We start from the raw sequence: 19663 nt of genomic DNA on the forward strand, positions 1-19663 counted from the left end.
CAGGCAACCGACCACCTGGACGGCTGTTCGACACCGGGCGCAGCGGCCCGGGCGACAGGCCCCGGTCCCGGTTCGCGTCCGCGGCGTACTGTGAAGGTGTCACTCAGGACCTCGGTGACGGAGGCGCCGCAGCTGCGGCCGCTCCCCCGTGCGTCGCGAACCGTCCGCCCCGCGGACGTGAGGACTCGTCATGGTCGTACCGCCCGTTCCCGTCGCCGTCCCGACGTCGTCCACGTGAGGGTCGCGGTGCTCGCACCGGTCGCCTGGCGCAGCCCGCCCGAGCACTACGGCCCCTGGGAGCAGGTCGCGAGCCTGCTCGCGGAAGGCCTTGTCGCACAGGGGGTCGACGTCACATTGTTCGCGACGCTCGACTCCCTGACGAGCGCGGCGCTCGACGGCGTCGTGCCGCACGGTTACGCGCAGGACCCGGCGCTCGACGGCCGCGTCCAGGAGGCGCTGCACGTGGCGCACGCCTTCGGCCGGGCAGGGGAGTTCGACCTCGTGCACAGCCACCTCGACTGGCTGCCGCTGGCCTTCGAGCGGTTGTGCGCCGCACCGCTCGTGACGACGGTGCACGGTTTCGGCGGGCCGGCGATCCTGCCCGCGTACCGGGCGTCCCGGTCCGCGCTCGTCTCGATCTCCGACTCCGACCGGCACCCGGACCTCGACTACGCGGCGACCGTCCACCACGGGGTCGACGAGAGCCTGCTCCCCTTCTCCGCCGACGGCGGGGAGGACCTCGTGGTCCTCGGCCGGATCCACCCCGACAAGGGCACGGGCGAGGCGGTGCGGATCGCCCGCGCCGCCGGCCGCCGGCTCGTCGTCGCGGGGATCGTCCACGACGACAGGTACTTCCGCGAGGAGGTCGAGCCGTACGTCGACGGCGACCGCGTCCGGTACCTGGGGTCGGTCGGTCCGCAGCAGCGCGCCGACGTCCTCGGCGCCGCCGCGGCGCTGCTGCACCCGATCGACTTCGAGGAGCCCTTCGGGCTCTCCGTCGTCGAGGCGATGATGTGCGGCACACCGGTCGTGGCCTACCGGCGCGGCTCGATGCCCGAGGTCGTCGACGAGGGCGTCACCGGGTTCGTCGTCGCGGACGCCGCAGCGGCGGCAGCGGCCGTCGGGCGGGCCGCCCGGCTCGACCGGCACGCGGTCCGCGCCCGCGCCGCGGCCCGGTTCGGCGCGGCCCGGATGGTCACCGACTACCTCGCGGTCTACGCGAAGATCCTTGCCGCGCAAGGCCTCCCCGACGCCGGCGGGACGCCGTCCGGGCCGGGCATGCCGCACGTCACATCCGCGGGACCGGCGCGTCGTGACTGATAGCCTGCGACTCTCGGCGGTCTACCTCATGACGAGCGGGCCCGGGGCGCAGCACGCGCCTGACGTGCCTGCTGGGACGCCGGTCGCACTCGTGCCAGCCGGGATCCCCGGTGAGCCGCAGTCGGCATCATGGCGGTCCCTTCGCGGGCCGCGCAGGGCCCGACCAGGCCCTGCCCCGGGCCTGGAGGCTCGCATGACCCGTCCGACGCCCGACCTCGTCCGCGACCGCGCCGCCGGTTCCAGGCTCTCGCCCGTCCCGTCCGGACGCCGGCCGCGGGTCGCGATGGTCAGCACCTTCCCGCCGACCCAGTGCGGCCTCGCGACGTTCGCGCAGGCCCTCGCGGGCGGGTTCGACGACGTCGGCGCCGACGTGGACGTCGTCCGCGTCGTCGGCGCGGACCAGAAGCGGATCCGCGGCGTCGCGGGCAACTGGGTCACCGACCCGGCCACCACGCCGTGGCCGACCGACCCGGCCGGCTCGGCCGCCACGGCCCGCGTCCTCAACGGCTACGACGTCGTGATCCTCCAGCACGAGTACGGCATCTTCGGCGGGCCGGACGGCGAGCACGTCCTCGGTCTGCTGCGCCGGCTCGACGTGCCGGTCGTCACCGTGCTGCACACCGTGCTCAGCCGGCCGACGTCCCGGCAGCACCGCATCCTCAGCCAGGTGATCCGCGAGTCCGCCACCGTCGTGACGATGACCCGGACCGCCCGCGACCGCGCCGTGCACACGTACGGCGCGTCCCAGGCACGCGTGGCCGTCATCCCGCACGGTGCCGCCGAGGACCTCGTCGTCCGGCAGGCACCGCAGCCTGCGGCACCGTTCGGCGGTGGCGCCCCCGTCGTCCTCACCTGGGGCCTGCTCGGCCGCGGCAAGGGCATCGAGTGGGGGATCCGGGCGATGGCCGCCCTCGGCGACCTGCGCCCGGCGCCCGTGTACGTCGTCGCCGGTCGCACCCACCCCCGCCTGCCGCACCGCGACGGCGAGGGCTACCGCGACGAGCTCGTCGGGCTCGCGGCCGAGCTCGGCGTCGCGTCGTCCGTCACCTTCGACGACCGCTACCTCGATGCCCGGGCGCTCCACACGCTCGTCCGCAGCGCGGACGTCGTCCTGCTCCCGTACGACTCGGTCGAGCAGGTCACCTCGGGCGTCCTCACCGAGGCCGTCGCCGCCGGCAAGCCGGTGATCTCCACCGGCTTCCCGCACGCCCTCGAGCTGCTCGGCGACGGCACCGGGCTGCTCGTCGAGCGGGCCGACCCGGAGGGCATCGCGCAGGCGCTGCGCCGGGTGCTCACCGACGCCGACCTCAGGGTCGACATGGCCCATCGGGCGCACGGCCTCGCCGCCGGGCTCACCTGGCGCGCCGTGGCCACCGAGTACCTCGCCGTCTGCGCGTGGGCCGGCCGGCCCGCCTCGCACCGGGCTCCGCGCAGCCGCGACCAGGTCGCCGCCGGATGACCCGCACCGAGCCCCTCTTCAGCCACGTCCTGGCGCTCACCGACGGGGTGGGCATCTTCGAGCACGCCCGGCTGCGGCTGCCGCGCGTCGAGCACGGCTACTGCGCGGACGACGTCGCGCGCGCCCTCGTCGCGGTCTGCCGGGACGAGCCCTCGGCGGTCGACCGGTCGCAGGGCCGCGTCCTCGAGCCCGCGGTGATGGCCGGCCTCGCCGACGTCTACCTGGACTTCCTCGAGGGCGCCCAGGCCGCCGACGGTGCGGTCGTCAACCGGCGCGACGCCCACGGGACGCCGCACGGCCCCGCCACCCTCGAGGACTGCTGGGGCCGCACCGTGTGGGCGTTCGGCACCGCCGCGGCGCGCAGCCGCGACCTGACCCTCGCGGACCGGGCCACCGCGGCGTTCGCGCGCAGCGCCGTGCGGCGCTCGCCGTGGCCGCGTTCGATGGCCTTCGCCGGCCTCGGCGCCGCCGAGATGCTGCGCGTCGAGCCGGGCCACGAGGTCGCGCGGGCGCTCCTGCACGACGCCGCCGCGGCGGTCGGTCCGTTCCGGGGCGACCGGGAGTGGCCGTGGCCCGAGCAGCGCCTCACGTACGCGAACGCCGTCCTCGCGGACGTCGTCCTCGCCGCCGGTGACACCCTCAACGACAGCGAGCTCGTCGACGACGGGCTGGAGATGCTGGGCTGGCTGCTCGCGCTGCAGCACACGGGTGAGCACCTGTCGCTGACGCCGGCCGCGGGCTGGGCGCCCGGTGAGGAGCGGCCCGGTTTCGACCAGCAGCCGATCGAGGCGTCGACCCTGGCCGACGCCTGCGCGCGGGCGTTCGAGCTCACCGGCGATCCGCGGTGGTCGGCCGCGGTCGACCTCTGCGCGGCGTGGTTCTTCGGCCGCAACGATGCGGGGACGTCGCTCTACGACGTCGGCTCCGGCGGCTGCTGCGACGGCCTGGAACGCCACGGCCGCAACGAGAACCAGGGCGCTGAGTCGACGCTCGCGCTCGTCACGACGCTGCAGCACTCGGCCCGGCTCGCGGCGGTGCGACCGTGACCGCGCACACCGCCCAGACGGCGCTCCTGCGCCGCACCGGCGTCATGGTGACGCGCGACCCGCGGCGGGTGGCCGCCGCCCTGTTCCTGCCCGGCCAGGAGCCGAGCGCCCCCGGCAGCTCACGCGCCGCCGGGCTCGTCGAACGGTGCAGCCTGCTGTCGGACGACGAGGTCTCGGCCACGCTCGCCGACGTCCGGACCGGCTACGCCGGCCGGCACACCGACCTCGATGCCGTGCTGCGCAGCAACTTCGCCGCGATCGCGCACCGGGTGCCGGAGGTCGCCGACCTCTCGGCCGACCGGCGCCTGCTCATCGGCGCCTACTTCACGCGCGAGATCGCCGTCGAGGCGGCCGCGCTGTTCAACCCGTCGATCGTGCCGCACCCGGTGCAGAGCGCGGCGTCCGACGGGTTGCGGTTCGTCATGAGCGCGCGGGCGGTCAGCGAGGGGCACCTCTCGACGATCGTGTTCCGCTCCGGGACGTTCGCGCCGTCCGAGGGCCCGGGCGGGCTGCGGCTCGAGGACGCCTCCCGGTTCGTCAGCCTGGGCGCCCGGCGGGACGCACCGCTGGGTCGGGAACGCCTGCGGCTCCAGGCGGAGGCCGACGGCGCAGACCCCGAGACCCTCGACTACGTCCTGTCGAACCTGCCGGACGGCGTCGACCTCGCGGCGCTCGACGCGGCCACGCACGCCCTGCGCCAGGATGCGCTGACGCGGATCGACATCGACGCGACGATCGAGATGCTGCGCCGCACAGTCGCGTCGTCCTACGAGGTGATCTTCGACCCGGCGTCGAAGGTGTGCGAGCGCACGCTCTTCCCCGAGGCCGACAGCGAGAGCCACGGCATGGAGGACGCGCGCTTCACCCGGCTCGTCGCGGACGACGGCACGGCGACGTACGCCGCGACGTACACGGCGTTCGACGGGTCGCACGTCGGCTCGCGCCGGCTCGACACCGACGACTTCCGGACGTTCCGCTCCTCCCCGCTCACCGGGATCGCCGCGGAGAACAAGGGGATGGCGCTCTTCCCGCGCAAGGTCGGGGGCCGCTACCTGGCCCTGTCCCGGTGGGACCGGGAGAACAACGCGGTCGCGAGCTCGGCCGACGGGTACCACTGGGACGACGTCGCCGGGCTGCAGACCCCGGAGCAGCGCTGGGAGCTCACCCAGCTCGGCAACTGCGGCCCGCCGCTGGAGACCGAGATCGGCTGGGTCGTGCTCACGCACGGCGTCGGCCCGATGCGGGCCTACGCGATGGGCGCGCTGCTCCTCGACCTCGACGAGCCGACGAAGGTCATCGGCCGCCTCACCGAGCCGCTCCTCGAGCCGCGCGGGGCCGAGCGCGACGGGTACGTCCCGAACGTCGTGTACTCGTGCGGCGCACTCATCCACGAGCAGAAGCTGCTGCTGCCGTACGGCTGCAGCGACACGAGCATCCGGTTCGGCGTCGTCGACGTCCCCCGCCTGCTCGAGCGGCTGGTGGCGGGCTGACCGCCCGCCGCCGTCCGCCCCACGACAGGAGAGGCCCATGACCGAAGGTCGCAACGGTAACGCACGCCCCGGGCAGCCGGGGACCGCCGGGCTGTCCTCGCCCTTCACGCACCACGCACCGGTCGACGGGCAGGCGGCCGAGCCGCTCGACCTGACCCGGGTCGAGGACGTCGTCCGGGTCGAGAAGCCCTGGGGGCACGAGGAGATCTTCGGCGTCCTCGAGGGCCGCTACGTCGGCAAGACGTTGCACATCAAGGCCGGCGCCGCGCTCTCGTTGCAGCGGCACGAGGTCAAGGACGAGACCCTCGCGGTCCGCACGGGCCGGGTCGTCCTCGAGCACGGCACGGACCCGGGCCGGCTGCGGTCGCTGACCCTCGGGCCCGGTCAGCAGGTGCTCGTCCGGGCCGGTGTCGTCCACCGGATCACGGCGGTCGTCGACAGCGACGTGCTCGAGGTGTCGACGGCGTGGCCGGGCTGGCGCACCGACATCGTCCGGCTCGGGGACGCCTACGGCCGCGAGGGCACGACGGCGCAGTAGCCCGCGCCGGCGCGTCCCCGCGTCACCCCTTGAGCAGCGAGTCCAGCGGCCGGTCCGGGTCGGCGAGCGCGGTGACGTCGACCGGGCCGCCGTCCCGGACCAGCGCCTCGATCGCGTCGGCGACGTCCCAGACGTTGACGTTCATCCCCGCGAGGACGCGGCCGCCTCCGACCCAGAAGGCGACGAACTCGCCGCTCTCCCGGTCGCCGCGGAAGACCACCTCGTCGTAGCCGCCGGGCTCGACGTACCCGGTGTACTCCATGCCGAGGTCGTACTGGTCGGTGAAGAAGTAGGGGATCCGGTCGTACGCCTCGTCCCGGCCGAGCATCGCGCGGGCGGCGGTCCGCGGCTGGTGGCGCGCGTTCGCCCAGTGCTCGACGCGGATGTGCTTGCCGAGCACCGGGTGTAAGGCGTTCGCGACGTCGCCGGCGGCGAAGACGTCGGGGTCGGAGGAGCGCAGGTGCTCGTCGACCGTGACGCCGTTGTCGACGTCGAGCCCGGCGTCCTGCGCGAGGCCGACGTTCGGCGCGATCCCCGCGCCGACGACCACGGCGTCGGCGGGCACGTGGCTCCCGTCGCCGAGCCGGACCCCGGTGACGCGACCGTCGTCCCCGGTGAGCTCGGCGACCGAGATCCCGAGCCGCAGGTCGACGCCGTGCGCGCGGTGCAGGTCCGCGAAGACCCGGGCCACCTCGGGCCCGAGCACCCGCAGCAGCGGCAGGTCGGCCATCTCGAGGACGGTGACCTCGACACCGGCCTCACGCGCGGCCGCGGCGGTCTCCAGCCCGATCCAGCCGGCGCCGACGACGGCGATCCGGGACGACGCCGCGATCGTCTCCTTGAGCCGGTCGCTGTCGGCCAGCGTGCGCAGGTAGCGGACGCCGTCCAGGTGGGCGCCGTCGACCGGCAGCGGTCGCGGCGACGAACCCGTCGTCAGCAGGAGCTTGTCGTAGGGCAGCTCCTGCCCGCCGACGAGGACGACGCGGCGCGCCTGCCGGTCGATCCGCTCGACCCGGGTCGCGAGCCTCAGCTCGACCCCGGCGTCCGCGTACCACTCGAGCGGGTTGACGAAGGCGGAGTCGCGCTCGTCCTTGCCCATGAGGTAGCCCTTGGACAGCGGCGGCCGCTCGTAGGGCGGCTCCGGCTCGTCGCCGACGAGCGTGAGGGGCCCGTCGAACCCCTCCTCGCGCAACGTCTTCGCGGCGTTGGCACCGGCCATGCCGGCCCCGACGATGACGATGGGACCGGCCATGAGGGCCTCCTGCTGACGAGCTGCCGGCGGACGTCGTCACGCTAACCGCGCGCTCCGATCCGGCCAGTCGGCCCGGACGCCGTCAGGTGCGGGGGGAGCCGCGCGAGGAAGGTGAGCACCCGATCCGGTGAGCAGGGCGGCCGCCGCTGCGTCGTACGAGGCGAGCGAACTGTCGGAGAACAGGTGCCGCTGCCCGGGGTGGACGAACGGCTCGGCGTCGTCGGCCTCCGTGACGAGCGCGCGGGCCGCGTCGACGTCGCCCTCGAGCGTGAAGAACGGGTCGGCGTCCATGCCGTGGACCTGCGCCGGGACGCCTGCCGTCCAGGTGCCGAACTCGGACGTCGGCCCGCAGGCCTCGAGCAGCGGCGCGCCGGCCGCGCCCGGCCGGGTCTTCGCCAGCCGCGGCGCAGCCAGGACACCGAGCGAGACGGCGGCGAGGACGATGCCGGCCGGTAGGTCGTCGGTTGCCCGGACGCCGCGCTCCACGACGGCTCCGGACCTATCTGCTGCGCGTACCCGAAGCCGTCCTCGAGGGAGTCGAACGTGTGCCCGTCGTAGAGGTCGGGGGTGTGGACGACGTGCCCAGCCGCGCGCACGGTGTCGACGAAGGCGAGCACGCCCTCGGTCAGTTCCTGGGCGTGGTGGAACAGCCGGACGTCGGCCATCGGTGGGTCTCCCTCGGGGTCTTGTCCGGGCGTCGCGCGGCGGGATCGACGCTAGGGAGGACTCCGGACGCTAAGGTCGTATTGATGGGCTCGAGCGTGGATGGGCGTCAGGGACGCACAGATCGTCGCGTCGCGCCCGTACCTGATCACGGATCCGCAGGACGACCTGTTCCGGTGCCTCGTGCTCCCAGAATCTGAGGACGACCCACCCCGCATCCTCAAGGATCTGCCGTGTGTCAGCGTCCCTGACGCGGTTTCTATGGATCTTGGCGATCCACCAGTCCGTGTTGGACGCCGGGACCTCTCCGTGATCCGGGCAACCGTGCCAGAAACATCCGTCGATGAAGACTGCGACCTTGGCACGCGTGAAAGCGATGTCGATGGTCCGGCGCGGTGCGGTCGGTACCTTCACGAAGACGCGGTAGCGCTCGCCCGCGGCGTGCAGGGCTCTTCGCACGGCGAGTTCGGGACCCGTGTCCTTACGGGGGTGGACGGACATCCGGCGCGACACGGCCGGCGACGAGGCGCCCGGTCGATCCGTCGTGCTCAATTCAGGCTCCGATCGGGTGCGCTCACAACGGTCGCGGTCACGAAAAGGTGGACGCCCCGATCCTGTCCGCGTCCTCGTGTAGCGTCCAGATCGATGCGCAGGGGGTTGCGCACGACGGTCACTCGGAGGCATGCACCTTGGAAGACCCGCGTCTGGAAGCAGCCTGGCAGTCCTACCAGCACTTCATGGACGGGACCCCACCCCACGAGCTTCCGCAGCGTCTGCGCAACATGTTCGTCCCTGACGAGATCATCGACAAACTGGTCGAACGGCACGAGACGGAGACTGCGCGGATCGTGGCTCTGAAGGAGCCGTTGGGGATCGGCCGCGAGAACGCGTTGAACTGGTACGCCGGGCCGCGCAAGGACGACAAGAATTGGCCGGCCTTCGAGGCGAAGCTACGCAAGCAGCTACCCGGCGTTGCCGTGGACCGGCTCCACGAAGCTTCGGACAAGGTTGTCGCGATGCTCGACCACCCGGCCACACCACGCTTCGATTCCCGAGGCCTCGTGGTCGGGCATGTGCAGTCGGGCAAGACCAGCAACTTCACCGCGGTCATCTGCAAGGCAGCCGATCGGGGATATCGCCTCTTCATCATCCTTTCCGGCGTGCACAACTCTCTACGTCGTCAGACTCAGACGAGATTGCTTCGAGATCTGGTCGAGCTCAACCCACCGCTCTGGCACCAGATCACCGGCCCTGATCGGGACTTCCAACCTTGGGACAACGCCCCTTCGCTGTTCGCGTCGAAGGATCAGTACCTGCTCCTGGTCGTCAAGAAGAACACGGCCGTCCTGCGCAAGCTGAAGGCATGGTTGGCGACGGCACGCGAACAGTTGGAGAACTGCCCGACGCTCGTCATCGACGACGAGGCCGACCAGGCGACGGTTGCGACGAAGAAGATCAATCCGCTGATCCGCGGCGTCCTCGACCAGTTGCCGCGCGTCTGTTACGTCGGGTACACCGCGACCCCGTTCGGGAACCTTCTGATCGACCCCACGAACGCCAAGGACTTCTACCCGAAGGACTTCATCCTCAGCCTGCCCATGGGCCACGGGTACCAGGGCCCGGAGACACTGTTCGGCCGCGAACCACTCGACGGAGAGGACCCGGAGGACGTGCCGGCGGGATCGGACATGATCCGGGAGATCCCGGACGCCGAACTCGATGCGCTGCGACCGGCGAAGCGGGCCGACGTCGTGGACTTCGAGCCGGAGGTGACGCCGTCGCTGAGGAACGCCGTCTACTGGTTCTGGCTCGCCACTGCGGCTCGCCACGCAAGGGGCCAGCGTGATCAGCACTCCTCGATGCTCCTCCACGCTCACTCCGACACCGCCGTGCACGACTCGTACGAGCGTCCGCTCAAACTCCTCCGGGACGAGACGGCGCTACGGCTGCGGTCGGGCGACGCCACTGTCCTGCAGGAGCTCGAGGAGCTCTGGAACCAGGAATGCGGCGAGGTCCCCGCGGAGGACTTCCTGCTGGAGCGGACGACGTGGGACGAGGTGGCCGCCAACCTGCTCGACGTCGTGCAGACGACGAAGATCATCCTGGACCACTACCGCAGCTCGGACCGGCTCGACTACGACTCCGGGCCCGTGAACGTGATCGCCGTGGGAGGCAACACACTCTCCCGGGGTCTGACGCTCGAAGGACTCGTCGTCAGCGTCTTCGTCAGGTCTGCCGACATGTACGACACGCTGCTGCAGATGGGGCGGTGGTTCGGGTACCGCCCCGGGTACGCGGACCTTCCACGGATCTGGATGCCCGCCGACATGCGGCGTTGGTTCTCGCACCTGGCATCCGTCGAAGCGGACATGCGACGGGAGATCGAGCGGTACCTGACGGAGCACAAGACACCGCTTGACATGGCGGTGAGGATCCGATGCCACCCGAAGATGCGAGTGACGGCGCCGAGCCGCATGGGAAGCCACGTGAAGGCTGCCGCCGGGTACGGAGGCCAACTCATCGAGACCCGGTACTTCCCGTGCTCGCCGGTCGGCGATCAGGCTCCCCAGGACGTGGTCACCTGGCACGAACGCAACGCTTCGGCTGTGTTGGCGCTGCTCAAGGAGGCCGACGAACACGGACTTCACGATCCCGCGGACCATGGTGCTGCGGTTCTGTACCGAGGCGTACCGACCACGACCGTCCTCGAGTTCGTCGACCGGTACCAGTTCGACGCACGCTCGACCGAGTACTCGCCTGCGCTGGTGCGTGCCTACATCGAGAAGCGTGTCGGCAAGGGAGGGCTGAAGACCTGGAACGTCGGCGTCATCGGCAAGTCCCTCGGAGACGGACCCCAGGTCACGTTGCCAGGCGGCACATCTCTGGGGGCGGTGAGTCGTGCTCGGACCCGCGCCTCGTCGAAGGACGCGGTGGCGGATATCAAGACACTGACCGGTTCACGTGACCCGGGCCTGGACCTGGCGATCCCCTCGGGGTCGGTCGTCAACCGTCAGAATCTCAATGGCTGGCGCAGCCAACAGCAGCCCGATGTCGGGCTGATCTTGCTCTATCCCATCGACGGGCAGTCGAAGAACGCACGCGGTGACCGCAGTCCTCTGGGCGCACCCGAGGGTGTCCGGACCGTGTGGGGCGCAGCCTTCATCTTCCCCAACCCGGTCTCGGGGACGGATGTCACCGTCGAGTACGACTACGTCCAGGCGGACCTGCGGAAGGTCTTCCCTGCCGCCGCCGAAGGGGCTGACGACGAGGACGCGAGCATTCTCGACCAGGACCAGGACAAGTTGCCCGAAGGTGTCGCACCATGATGAGCGGCCCCGCCGAGGACCGTCGCCGGGTTCACAAGGTGCTCGATGACCTCTGGCAGCAGATCGTCCTGCCCGGCCCATCGGACGCGTTGCTGACGGCGGAGGTACATCTCCGAACATCGACCGGCTCGCTGCGTGTGGGTCGTGACCGCGATGGCCTCCCGCACCTGTTGGTGCCTGTTCCCGCCGCGGTTGCGACCGAGCACCTGCGCGGCACCGATGGGGTGACGATCAGGGACCGGGTCCTGCTCCTCGACGATGGCGTACCCGTACGGTTCATCGATCTCGGGTGCACCAGAGAGGATCTCGCGCGAGTCTTCGCAGGACTGTCGGTCGACATCTGCCTGCGTGTGGCCGGAGCACCGGAACATCCGGTCGCGGCCGTAAACGGCGTCATCGAGGAATGGCGGAGCCTGCTGGATCGCAGCACCTCGGAGTGGACCAGATCGCGATCCGCAGGGCTCTTCGCTGAGTTGGTGATCCTGCGCAGGATCCTGACGATCGATGAGTCGCGGCTGGACTTGTGGACCGGACCGCTCGGACAGGCGCAGGACTTCCGCGGCGTCCGGGCCGCGGTCGAGGTGAAGGCGACGCTCGGAGGGGAGGGGCGCCTGGTCCGTATCCATGGGTCGGACCAGCTCGAGGTACCCGTGGGTGGCCAACTGCACCTGGCATGGTTCCGGCTCGACGACCGGCACGCGGAGGGGACGACTGTGCGTGCCGTCCTGGGGGAGGTCGCAGCCCTGGCCTCCGATGTGAAGCAGTGGGCCGACTGCGTGGCTCGGCTCGGAGTACCCACCGAAAAGCATCCTGAGCTCGACGAGCGCACGTTCTTCGTGGTGGAGGAGCGCTGCTACGTCGTGGATGACGCCTTTCCTCGAATCGTCCCCAGTAGCTTCGTCCGGGGTGCCCTGCCGGCCGGGGTCGGAGGCGTTGAGTACCTCGTCGACCTCGACGTCGTGCCCACTTCCTCGCTGACGGAACCGGTGCCGGTCCTGCGGCGGCTGTGCGGTGCGATGTGACCGGCTCCTGGTACGCGCAGAGATTCCGTCCGGACGGCGGCATCACGGCCGAGGGTTTGCGGAACCAGTTGGGCCGACCGGCGCTCTCGCTGCCGACCGTCCTCGTGCGGGAGAGCGCTCAGAACTCCTGGGACGCGAAGGCGGACGGGGCGAGAACCGTCGACTTCACGATGGAGCTCGCGACCGTCGGCCCCGCTCAGCTCAACGCCTGGCGGAGCCTGCTGTCGACGGGCATGCCGTCGGTCCCTCCCGAAGTCTTCCCACTGAGGCCGGCTCTCCGGGAGATGAACCTCAGGTATCTGTCGGTCTCCGACCGAGGAACCAAGGGTCTCGGAGGCCCCACCCGGTCTGACTACGCGGCTGACGCCGGGCACAGGAACTGGCTCTCCTTCGTGCTCAACAGCGGGGAGGCGAGAGATACGGAGGGTGGGGGTGGTACCTACGGTTACGGGAAAGGCGTGTTCTTCCTCGCCTCCGCGGTCGGGACCGTCCTGATCTACACCCGCTTCAAGGACGATGCCGGGGCGCTGAGGACGCGGTTCATCGGCTCTTCGCTGTGGGCGTCGTACACGAGCGGCGATCGCCCCTTCACCGGTCGCCATTGGTGGGGCGTGGCACAGGACGACCACTGCGAACCATTGGTGGACGCCGCGGCGGATGAGGTCGTGCGTGCGCTCGGGTTGCCGCGGTTCGAGGCGGACGAGACCGGTACGACCGTCACCATCATCGAACCCAACCTTCTCGACCCGACGGTGCCCGAGGAAGAGGCTCAGCAGTTGCCTCCGGAGGAGGCGGGACGCTACCTCGCCGATGCCATGGGGTGGAATCTCTGGCCACTCGCGCTCGAGGGACGCCGTCGGCGTCTCAATCCCCGGATGGTCGTGTCGGGTGCGCCGGTGGCAATTCCAGGCGAGGACAACGACGCGGTGATCGCGAGTTTCGCCGCCGCCTACCGACGTCTGCAGACGCCGGACGGAGAGCTCGTCGAGTGCAAGCGACCGAGAAGGCTCCTGGCAAGGTTCGCGGTCGAGCGGACCTTCGGGGCGAAGTCCCGCTCCAAGGCCGCCTCCGACCTGGGCCTCGTGGACGACCTGACGGAAGGAGAGGCCCCCCATCACGTATGTCTCATGCGAACACCAGAGCTCGTCGTTCGCTACGTACCCGGTCCACCTGCTCCGCACCGGGACATCGGCTACGCGGCAGTCCTCCGCGTCGAGGACGACCTGGACGCCACCTTCGCCAAGTCCGAGCCCCCGACGCACGACGCGTGGATCGACAGCCAGCTCCACGGTCAGGAGGCAACATTCGTGCGTGTCGCCCGGCGACGCACGAAGGACCGCCTTGATGAGATAGCGGGCGCGCGGAAGAACACGATCGTGGCCGGTGACCAACCCGTCGGCAGCGTCGCCCGGAAGCTCGGTCACCTGTTGGCCGGTGTCTCCGCCTCCGGTACCGGCGTAGGTGGGCCGGCGGTCCAGTTGGCCGCCGGCTCCACGACGGCGGGTGGGTTCGGTTCCCTCCTCGGCGGCGGCCCAGGAGGCGGTGGCGGATCTGCTGGTTCCGGCGCTCGCGCGGGCGGGGCCCGCCGAGGCTCCGGCCGTCCTCGTCTGGAAGGACTGCCTCATTTCGTCGAATCCGAGGGGGGGACAGTGCTCGAGCAACGCGTCCGTCTGCCCGGAAGGGGACGCTTCGTCGCGTCGGTCCACGTGGTCACCGGAGACGGGAAGCTCGAATCAGATCCATACGCAGGCGCTGTCGTCCCTTCGGTGATCGGCTGGCGGAGTGAGGTCGGGACACTACTGGCGGGCGACACGGTCGACGCAGACGTGCCGTGCGAGGTCACTCTCCTCGTGAGACCGGTCGTTGACGCCACGTTGGATATCTCCGTCGCAGTGGCGGCGCCGTGAGTGTTCGGACATACCCGTACCGGACGCCTACGGCGGACAGGGTCGTGGCCGATTCGTGGGTGCGCGTGTCCACGTCCGACGTCGAGATCTTCGGTGGTCCTCTTGAGGGGTGGGACTACGCCACGGATCTCCACCTCCGGCGGAGCGTCGTCGTGGACTGCGACGGAGTCCGCTCGGACGCCGGGCTGCGCACGGACATCCCGATACGCATCTGCGTCAGGTCACGACCGTCGTCGTCACTCATCCGCACTCTCGAGGCAACTGTCCCTCTCGCTGCAGGTGGCAGGCAGTCGATCACGCTGGATGTCGTGGTCGCCGGTCGGAACCTGGCTGGTGCGGTGACCATGGAGACCGTCCTGGAGTTGGCCGAGGACGTCGTCGAACCGGCGCCGTTCACGGCCGCACGCGCGTCAAGCATGCTGTGGAGGGACGAGGCCGCGGCATCGCTGGACGGCGACTCCGGACTCCTACCGGTAGCCCCCGTGTCCTTCTCCGCGGCGGGTCTACCACCCGGTGCAGCTTGGTACGTCAGTCTCGATACGGCGCGGTGGGAGTGGGCGGCCATGGGAAGCCTCCTCGTCCTCCTCAATACGGACAATCCCGCCGTGAACGCCGCATTGGAAGACCCCACGACGGCCGGCGCCAGGTCGTTGCTGGACACCCTGGAGGTCGATCTCGTGACCGACCTGGTCGGTCGCGCTGTAGAGGACGAGCGCTTCAGGGACAGTTACCTCGCCGCGGGGGACGAGGACTCCCCGGACGACGATTTCTCGCTGGGTTCCCTGGTGAGGGCGCTGGTGCGCGTCAGGCTCGCCCAACCGAACGAGTCCGTTGATGAGGCGCTTTCGCGGCTGCGAGAACTGAGGGCCGGAGATCCCTCCTACTACCGCGCCGCCGTTCAGCACGGTCTCGGCTACCCGAGGAGCGAGGTCGGATGAGCAGGCTCTACCCGCGCCTCCTTCCGGGTGCCGCCTCGCGCCGGTTCAAGGACCTGCAGGTCATGGGCCCGCAGCCACCGAAGGAAGGCGAGGAGCCGTCGTTGGCCGATGCCGTCTTCGCTGCGACGGGCGGCACCAGGGTCACCGGCCCGGATCTCACCAAAGTTCGTTTCGACCTTGTGGAGCGCGCGAGCGCCTCCGGGTTTCCGACTCAGCGGTCGCGGACGGGGTACGCCGAATTCGATGTCAGCGTCGCCAGGTACCTGCACGGAGCCTGCGGGATGGTCCCCGGCGAAGCGGCGCAACGCTCGGTCTGGTCCTACTTCGGGCTCGTGCTCGTCCCGGACATCTGCGCCTGGCGGTATCCGGCGAACGAGACCCGCGGCTTCCTTGACGACCGTTTCGTGGGTGCAGACCTGACGAGGCACACACTGGGCAGGTTGTGGCTCCGCGCCCACCTGTTGTTCGACGACGGGGTCGGCGATCCGTATGGCCTCATCGTCGCACTCGGCGAGGCGGACATGGACCAGATCCTCGCGCGTCGCCTCGATGTCGCTGCTAGTCCCGCGCTGGTGAGGGAGATTGTCCGTGCTCACAGGGACGACCCACGCGCGGGAAGCGGACCCAAAGATCGTGATGTGCTCCGCGACAGTCTCAAGCGTCTGCTGCGACTTGCGGCGTTCCTCGATCTGGACAGCCTGTCGCGTCACCAACTGGCGTCCCTGGTACATGAGGCCAGGGACAGCAGCCGCCGAACACTTGAGAGCCGGTAGCCGACGCCCTCACTCCTCCGGTCCCGGTCCCTCGCCGGCGTGCCGTGACCATGTTGTCGGCTGCGCCGCCTAGGGTCTGACGTATGGCGCGCGTGTACCGGATCATCGACCTCTTCGCAGGGTGCGGTGGCCTCACGCAGGGTTTCGTGCAGACCGGGCGCTTCGTTCCGGTGGGTGCCGTCGAGTTGGACAAGAACGCCGCTGCCACTTACCGGGCGAACTTCGGCGATCACATGTTCAACGGGGACATAGCGGACTGGCTTCGTGCGGGGAACCTCCCCGCGGCAGATGTCGTCGTGGGTGGCCCCCCGTGTCAGGGCTTCTCGAACCTCGGGACGCGCTGGAACCGGGACCCGCGCAACGCACTGTGGAACCGCTATGTGGAGACGATCCAACGAGTGCGTCCGGTGGCATTCGTGCTCGAGAACGTGCCGGACTTCCTGAGGTCCGGTCAGTTCGCCGCGCTATCACGGGAGACCCGACCGACCGGGCGGCTGTCGGGCTACGACCTGGTCCACGACGTGCTTGACGCATCGGCCTTCGGAGTCGCGCAGAAGCGTCGCCGCGCGCTGGTCATCGGACGGCTGAGGCAGCTTCCCGAGATCGGGATGCCCGAGGCCACGCATGGTGAACCGGCGACTCTCGCCGACGTGCTCCACGGCGTCCGACCCCGGGTCACCGAGACATCTCTACCCCGACCACACGGTCCGTACCTGACGACGGAACTGCATCTGACGCGTAACGTGACGGACCTGTCGCGCCGTCGGTTCGAGGCCATCCCCGCAGGCGGGAACAGGTTCGACATCCCGCCCGACCTTCTTCCCGCCTGTTGGGTGAAGCACACGACGGGGTCCGGCGATGTCATGGGCAGGCTCCGCTGGGAGCAACCGTCCGTAACTATCCGGACGGAGTTCTACAAGCCGGAGAAGGGTCGGTACCTACACCCGACCGAGAACCGTCCGATCACCCATCTGGAAGCCGCTCTGCTACAGGGGTTCCCACCTGGCTTCTTGTGGCATGGGTCCAAGACCGCCATCGGCCGCCAGATCGGGAACGCGGTGCCTGTGCCGCTGGCGCGCGCGATCGCTGAGCACCTAGCGGCGTCCCTCGATCGGCACGTTCTTGCCGGTGACGCCGAGGCGGAGGATGTCGCCTGAACTCGGCACCACCGTGAGGATCTCGTCCAGCGGCATGGAGTGCCGGATCGTCCGCTGACAGTGGTGCCAGCACGACTGCGGAGTCCGCCCCGCTCCCCGGACGATCTTCGGCATGCTGACAACAGACCGTGCACCCGGGGGCCGGTCCACGGCGGGTCGCCTGGCAACACTCGTGGCAGTGGTCGGGGCGACCGCCACGACAGTTCTCGCACCACCCGCGTCCGCGGCCGGGCCGCGGCCGGAGCCGGTGCTCGTCTGCGAGACGGGCATCTGCCTGCTCGACCCCTCGGGCGTGGACAGCGACGGTGACGGATGGTCCGACGCCGACGAACGCGCGGCGGGGACCGACCCGTCCGACGCGCAGAGCCACCCCCGCATCCTCGAGGTCCTCGATGCGTACACGAGCGGCGCCGTCCGGCCCGACGGGTTCGCCCGGCGCGAGGTGCTCGTGCTGCCCACGCAGGCCCCGGACGGGACGGCGCTCGCGAGCGACCTGTTCGCCTTCGGCCCGAAGCGCGGTGACGCGCTCACCCGGCTCGGCGTGAACCCCGAGCGGCTCGGCGGGGTGGACGTCAGCAACGGGCTGCGCGTCGTCCTCGACCTGGGCAGCAAGGACCCGGGCACGGGGCGGCCGCCGGCCAAGGTGGGCGGGGTGAACATGTCCGAGATCGGCTGGCTGGTGCACACCACCGAGAAGGACGGCCAGGGCAACCTCGTGACCACCGTGCTCACGGGCGGGTTCAGCAGCGTCACGAAGGACGGTTTCGTCTTCGTCGACAACAAGGGCGTCGAGCACCAGAGCGTCTCGAGCGACATCACGCGCACGGGCAAGGACGGGGCCACGACGACGACGAACACGGTGTCCTCGCGCGAGAAGAACCCGGACGGGTCGTCCACGACGGTGACGACCACGTGGAGCGAGACGAAGGACAAGGACGGCAAGACCGTGCTGTCGACCTACACGGTCACGAACACCACGGTCGACGACAAGGGCAACAAGACCGAGGTCGTCAACCGGACCGTCACCGCGAAGGACGGCAGCCAGACCGTCGAGACGACGACCACGACGACCGACGCCGCCGGGAAGTCGACGACCACCCGCGTCTGCACGGGCGACCTGTGCAACGCCCTCACGAGCGGTGAGGTGGACGGCGCCCCGCCCGTGGTGCCGGGGGGCACGCTCGTCGTCACCCCCGAGCAGAGCGAGGCCTTCGAGAAGATCCAGGGGACCGACACGAACCAGGGCGACACCCCGGTCGAGGTGGGCCCGGAGGACGTCGAGCCGCCGATGTACTCCCCGCTGCACCCGGGCCTGATCCTCGTCGACCCGGGCAACGACGCCGTCTGGTACACCCCGGTCCCGACCCTGCCCGACCCGGACAAGGCCGGTGGGAACACGACCTTCGTCCGCGGTGTGAACCAGCCCGACACCTCGTGCATCCCGAGCCCGACGACGCCCTGCCCGGCCTGACCCCTCCGCTCGACGCACCTGCCCGCCACGAGGAACAGATCTCCCCTGCCGAGTTTTTACGTCATGCGGTGAGATCGAGCGCAAGCACGTTCTCGCCCCACATCACGCGGCCGGTGTCGGTGAAGCCGTACCGCAGGTAGAAGTCGCGCGGCGAGCCGGGTCCGTCGGCGCAGCTCGTGTACAGGACGTCGGCGCCCGGTCGGGTCGCCAGGTACGCGACGAGCTCGTCGATCGTCCCCGAGCCGTACCCACGACGCTGATGGTCCTTGTCCACGAACAGCTTCCAGAGGAAGTAGGGGCCGACGAGGTCGTCGTCGATCGGCTCGGGGATGTTGTCGCTGATCATCGTGAAGCCGACCAGCGCGCCGGACCCCGCGTCGTGGACGGCCCATTGCCGCGGCATGGCGCGGCGCTCCTCCTCGGCTTCGAGGAGGATGCTCTCGATCGTGTTGAGGTACCGGTCCTGACCGGGACCGAGGCGCAACCCGAGCACCGTGGCGCGGTCCTCCTCGGTGACCAGCTCGCGCAGGCGTACCCGTGTCATGCCGTCCCCCCACCGGGCAGGTGCGTCCACTGCCCTTCGGACACGACCCTGACCGTGCCGTCGACGACCTCGATGGCGGTCTCGTCGTCGATGACGTACTTCGGCCCGGGGATGCTCGCCGCCCACTCCTGCGCCTCGGCCATGGAGTTGCCGGGCATGCCGTCGGGGGCCAGGTGCGGGCAGATCGCGAAGTCGACGAGGCCCAGGGTGGCGTCGTCGGAGCCGGCCGGCGGCGTCCACTGGACGAAGTCCTGGCCGATCCGCGGCGTCATGACCATGCTCCCGGCGCTCAGACCCACCCACACCGTGCGCTCCAGCGACGGCAGCAGGTCCGCGAGGCCGGACTCCCGCATCCAGTGGCACAGGTAGAGCGCGTCGCCGCCGGCCACGAGGAGCGCGTCGGTCTGCCGGACGAGCGGCACCCAGCGCTCCTCGTCGATGCTCGGCAGCGCGGTCAGCTCGAGGACGCCCATGGACTTCCAGCCGAGGTCGACCATCGGGTTGTCGGACGTGCCGCTGATGAACTGCCAGGGCATGACACCGGGGCCGACCATCGGGTGGCCGTACTGCGCGGTGGGGATGCAGAGCGCCGTCGACTCCTCGATCGGCTTGCCCAGCAGGCCGACCAGGGCCTCGCGGATGGTGGCGTTCTTGACGCCTGCGGACGTGAGGAGGAGTTTCACGATGCCTTCCCGGCTCGGATCGACAGTCCTGTCGTCAACCTGTCGTCAGTCTGGACCCGTGACCGACGAGGAAC

16 protein-coding genes and 1 pseudogene are annotated in these 19663 nt (G+C 70.4%); 12 read left to right on the plus strand and 5 right to left on the minus strand.

What is annotated here, in order from left to right; translation table 11 throughout:
• Positions 1 to 234 precede the first annotated feature (234 nt).
• The 5 genes from ECOMGDLI_RS27400 to ECOMGDLI_RS27420 all read left to right on the plus strand — a co-directional run bounded on the left by ECOMGDLI_RS27400 (position 235) and on the right by ECOMGDLI_RS27420 (position 5853).
• The gene (locus ECOMGDLI_RS27400) at positions 235 to 1320 is read left to right on the plus strand and encodes a glycosyltransferase family 4 protein (RefSeq protein ID WP_088320021.1); all 1086 of its coding nucleotides are present in this window, start codon (positions 235 to 237) and stop codon (positions 1318 to 1320) included.
• A gap of 193 nt (positions 1321 to 1513) precedes the next feature.
• Complete coding sequence (locus ECOMGDLI_RS27405) at positions 1514 to 2779, plus strand: glycosyltransferase (RefSeq protein WP_198955226.1); 1266 nt, start codon at positions 1514 to 1516, stop codon at positions 2777 to 2779.
• The gene (locus ECOMGDLI_RS27410) at positions 2776 to 3825 is read left to right on the plus strand and encodes a glycosyltransferase (RefSeq protein ID WP_088320058.1); all 1050 of its coding nucleotides are present in this window, start codon (positions 2776 to 2778) and stop codon (positions 3823 to 3825) included. The genes ECOMGDLI_RS27405 and ECOMGDLI_RS27410 overlap by 4 nt, the downstream gene beginning before the upstream one ends.
• On the plus strand, positions 3822 to 5315 hold the full coding sequence (locus ECOMGDLI_RS27415) for a hypothetical protein (protein WP_198955227.1): 1494 nt from the start codon (positions 3822 to 3824) through the stop codon (positions 5313 to 5315). Before ECOMGDLI_RS27410 ends, ECOMGDLI_RS27415 begins: the two co-directional genes overlap by 4 nt.
• A gap of 37 nt (positions 5316 to 5352) precedes the next feature.
• Complete coding sequence (locus ECOMGDLI_RS27420) at positions 5353 to 5853, plus strand: hypothetical protein (RefSeq protein ID WP_198955228.1); 501 nt, start codon at positions 5353 to 5355, stop codon at positions 5851 to 5853.
• 22 nt (positions 5854 to 5875) lie between these two features.
• On the opposite strand, the gene ECOMGDLI_RS27425 is transcribed toward ECOMGDLI_RS27420, so the two are convergent.
• From ECOMGDLI_RS27425 to ECOMGDLI_RS36355, 3 genes and pseudogenes are all read right to left on the minus strand, one after another.
• Positions 5876 to 7105 (minus strand): NAD(P)/FAD-dependent oxidoreductase, encoded by a 1230-nt coding sequence (locus ECOMGDLI_RS27425; RefSeq protein ID WP_088320022.1) that lies wholly within the window; start codon positions 7103 to 7105, stop codon positions 5876 to 5878.
• A gap of 41 nt (positions 7106 to 7146) precedes the next feature.
• A pseudogene (locus ECOMGDLI_RS27430) lies at positions 7147 to 7770 on the minus strand (dienelactone hydrolase).
• A gap of 70 nt (positions 7771 to 7840) precedes the next feature.
• Complete coding sequence (locus ECOMGDLI_RS36355) at positions 7841 to 8452, minus strand: very short patch repair endonuclease (RefSeq protein WP_369812798.1); 612 nt, start codon at positions 8450 to 8452, stop codon at positions 7841 to 7843.
• Here ECOMGDLI_RS36355 and ECOMGDLI_RS27440 point away from each other — a divergent pair.
• The 7 genes from ECOMGDLI_RS27440 to ECOMGDLI_RS27470 all read left to right on the plus strand — a co-directional run bounded on the left by ECOMGDLI_RS27440 (position 8368) and on the right by ECOMGDLI_RS27470 (position 18362).
• The gene (locus ECOMGDLI_RS27440) at positions 8368 to 11094 is read left to right on the plus strand and encodes a Z1 domain-containing protein (protein ID WP_088320024.1); all 2727 of its coding nucleotides are present in this window, start codon (positions 8368 to 8370) and stop codon (positions 11092 to 11094) included. The two genes, ECOMGDLI_RS36355 and ECOMGDLI_RS27440, sit on opposite strands and share 85 nt — an antisense overlap.
• The gene (locus tag ECOMGDLI_RS27445; RefSeq protein ID WP_088320025.1) at positions 11091 to 12116 is read left to right on the plus strand and encodes a PD-(D/E)XK motif protein; all 1026 of its coding nucleotides are present in this window, start codon (positions 11091 to 11093) and stop codon (positions 12114 to 12116) included. Before ECOMGDLI_RS27440 ends, ECOMGDLI_RS27445 begins: the two co-directional genes overlap by 4 nt.
• The gene (locus tag ECOMGDLI_RS35555; RefSeq protein ID WP_088320026.1) at positions 12113 to 14023 is read left to right on the plus strand and encodes a hypothetical protein; all 1911 of its coding nucleotides are present in this window, start codon (positions 12113 to 12115) and stop codon (positions 14021 to 14023) included. Before ECOMGDLI_RS27445 ends, ECOMGDLI_RS35555 begins: the two co-directional genes overlap by 4 nt.
• Before the next feature lie 65 nt (positions 14024 to 14088).
• On the plus strand, positions 14089 to 14961 hold the full coding sequence (locus ECOMGDLI_RS27455; RefSeq protein WP_143447978.1) for a hypothetical protein: 873 nt from the start codon (positions 14089 to 14091) through the stop codon (positions 14959 to 14961).
• A complete protein-coding gene (locus tag ECOMGDLI_RS27460) occupies positions 14958 to 15734 on the plus strand; it encodes a DUF6339 family protein (protein WP_088320028.1) in 777 nt (258 codons plus the stop codon). The genes ECOMGDLI_RS27455 and ECOMGDLI_RS27460 overlap by 4 nt, the downstream gene beginning before the upstream one ends.
• Before the next feature lie 83 nt (positions 15735 to 15817).
• Positions 15818 to 16891, plus strand: coding sequence for a DNA cytosine methyltransferase (locus tag ECOMGDLI_RS27465; RefSeq protein WP_088320029.1), 1074 nt, complete (start codon positions 15818 to 15820; stop codon positions 16889 to 16891).
• A gap of 178 nt (positions 16892 to 17069) precedes the next feature.
• The gene (locus tag ECOMGDLI_RS27470; protein WP_143447979.1) at positions 17070 to 18362 is read left to right on the plus strand and encodes a thrombospondin type 3 repeat-containing protein; all 1293 of its coding nucleotides are present in this window, start codon (positions 17070 to 17072) and stop codon (positions 18360 to 18362) included.
• 61 nt (positions 18363 to 18423) lie between these two features.
• Here ECOMGDLI_RS27470 and ECOMGDLI_RS27475 read toward each other — a convergent pair whose 3' ends face one another.
• Positions 18424 to 18906, minus strand: a complete 483-nt coding sequence (locus ECOMGDLI_RS27475; RefSeq protein WP_143447980.1) for a GNAT family N-acetyltransferase — start codon at positions 18904 to 18906, stop codon at positions 18424 to 18426.
• On the minus strand, positions 18903 to 19589 hold the full coding sequence (locus tag ECOMGDLI_RS27480) for a Type 1 glutamine amidotransferase-like domain-containing protein (RefSeq protein ID WP_088320033.1): 687 nt from the start codon (positions 19587 to 19589) through the stop codon (positions 18903 to 18905). The genes ECOMGDLI_RS27475 and ECOMGDLI_RS27480 overlap by 4 nt, the downstream gene beginning before the upstream one ends.
• Between the last annotated feature and the right edge of the window lie 74 nt (positions 19590 to 19663).

Origin of the sequence: Kineosporia sp. R_H_3 (assembly GCF_002198675.1) — a bacterium.
Taxonomy (GTDB): domain Bacteria; phylum Actinomycetota; class Actinomycetes; order Actinomycetales; family Kineosporiaceae; genus R-H-3.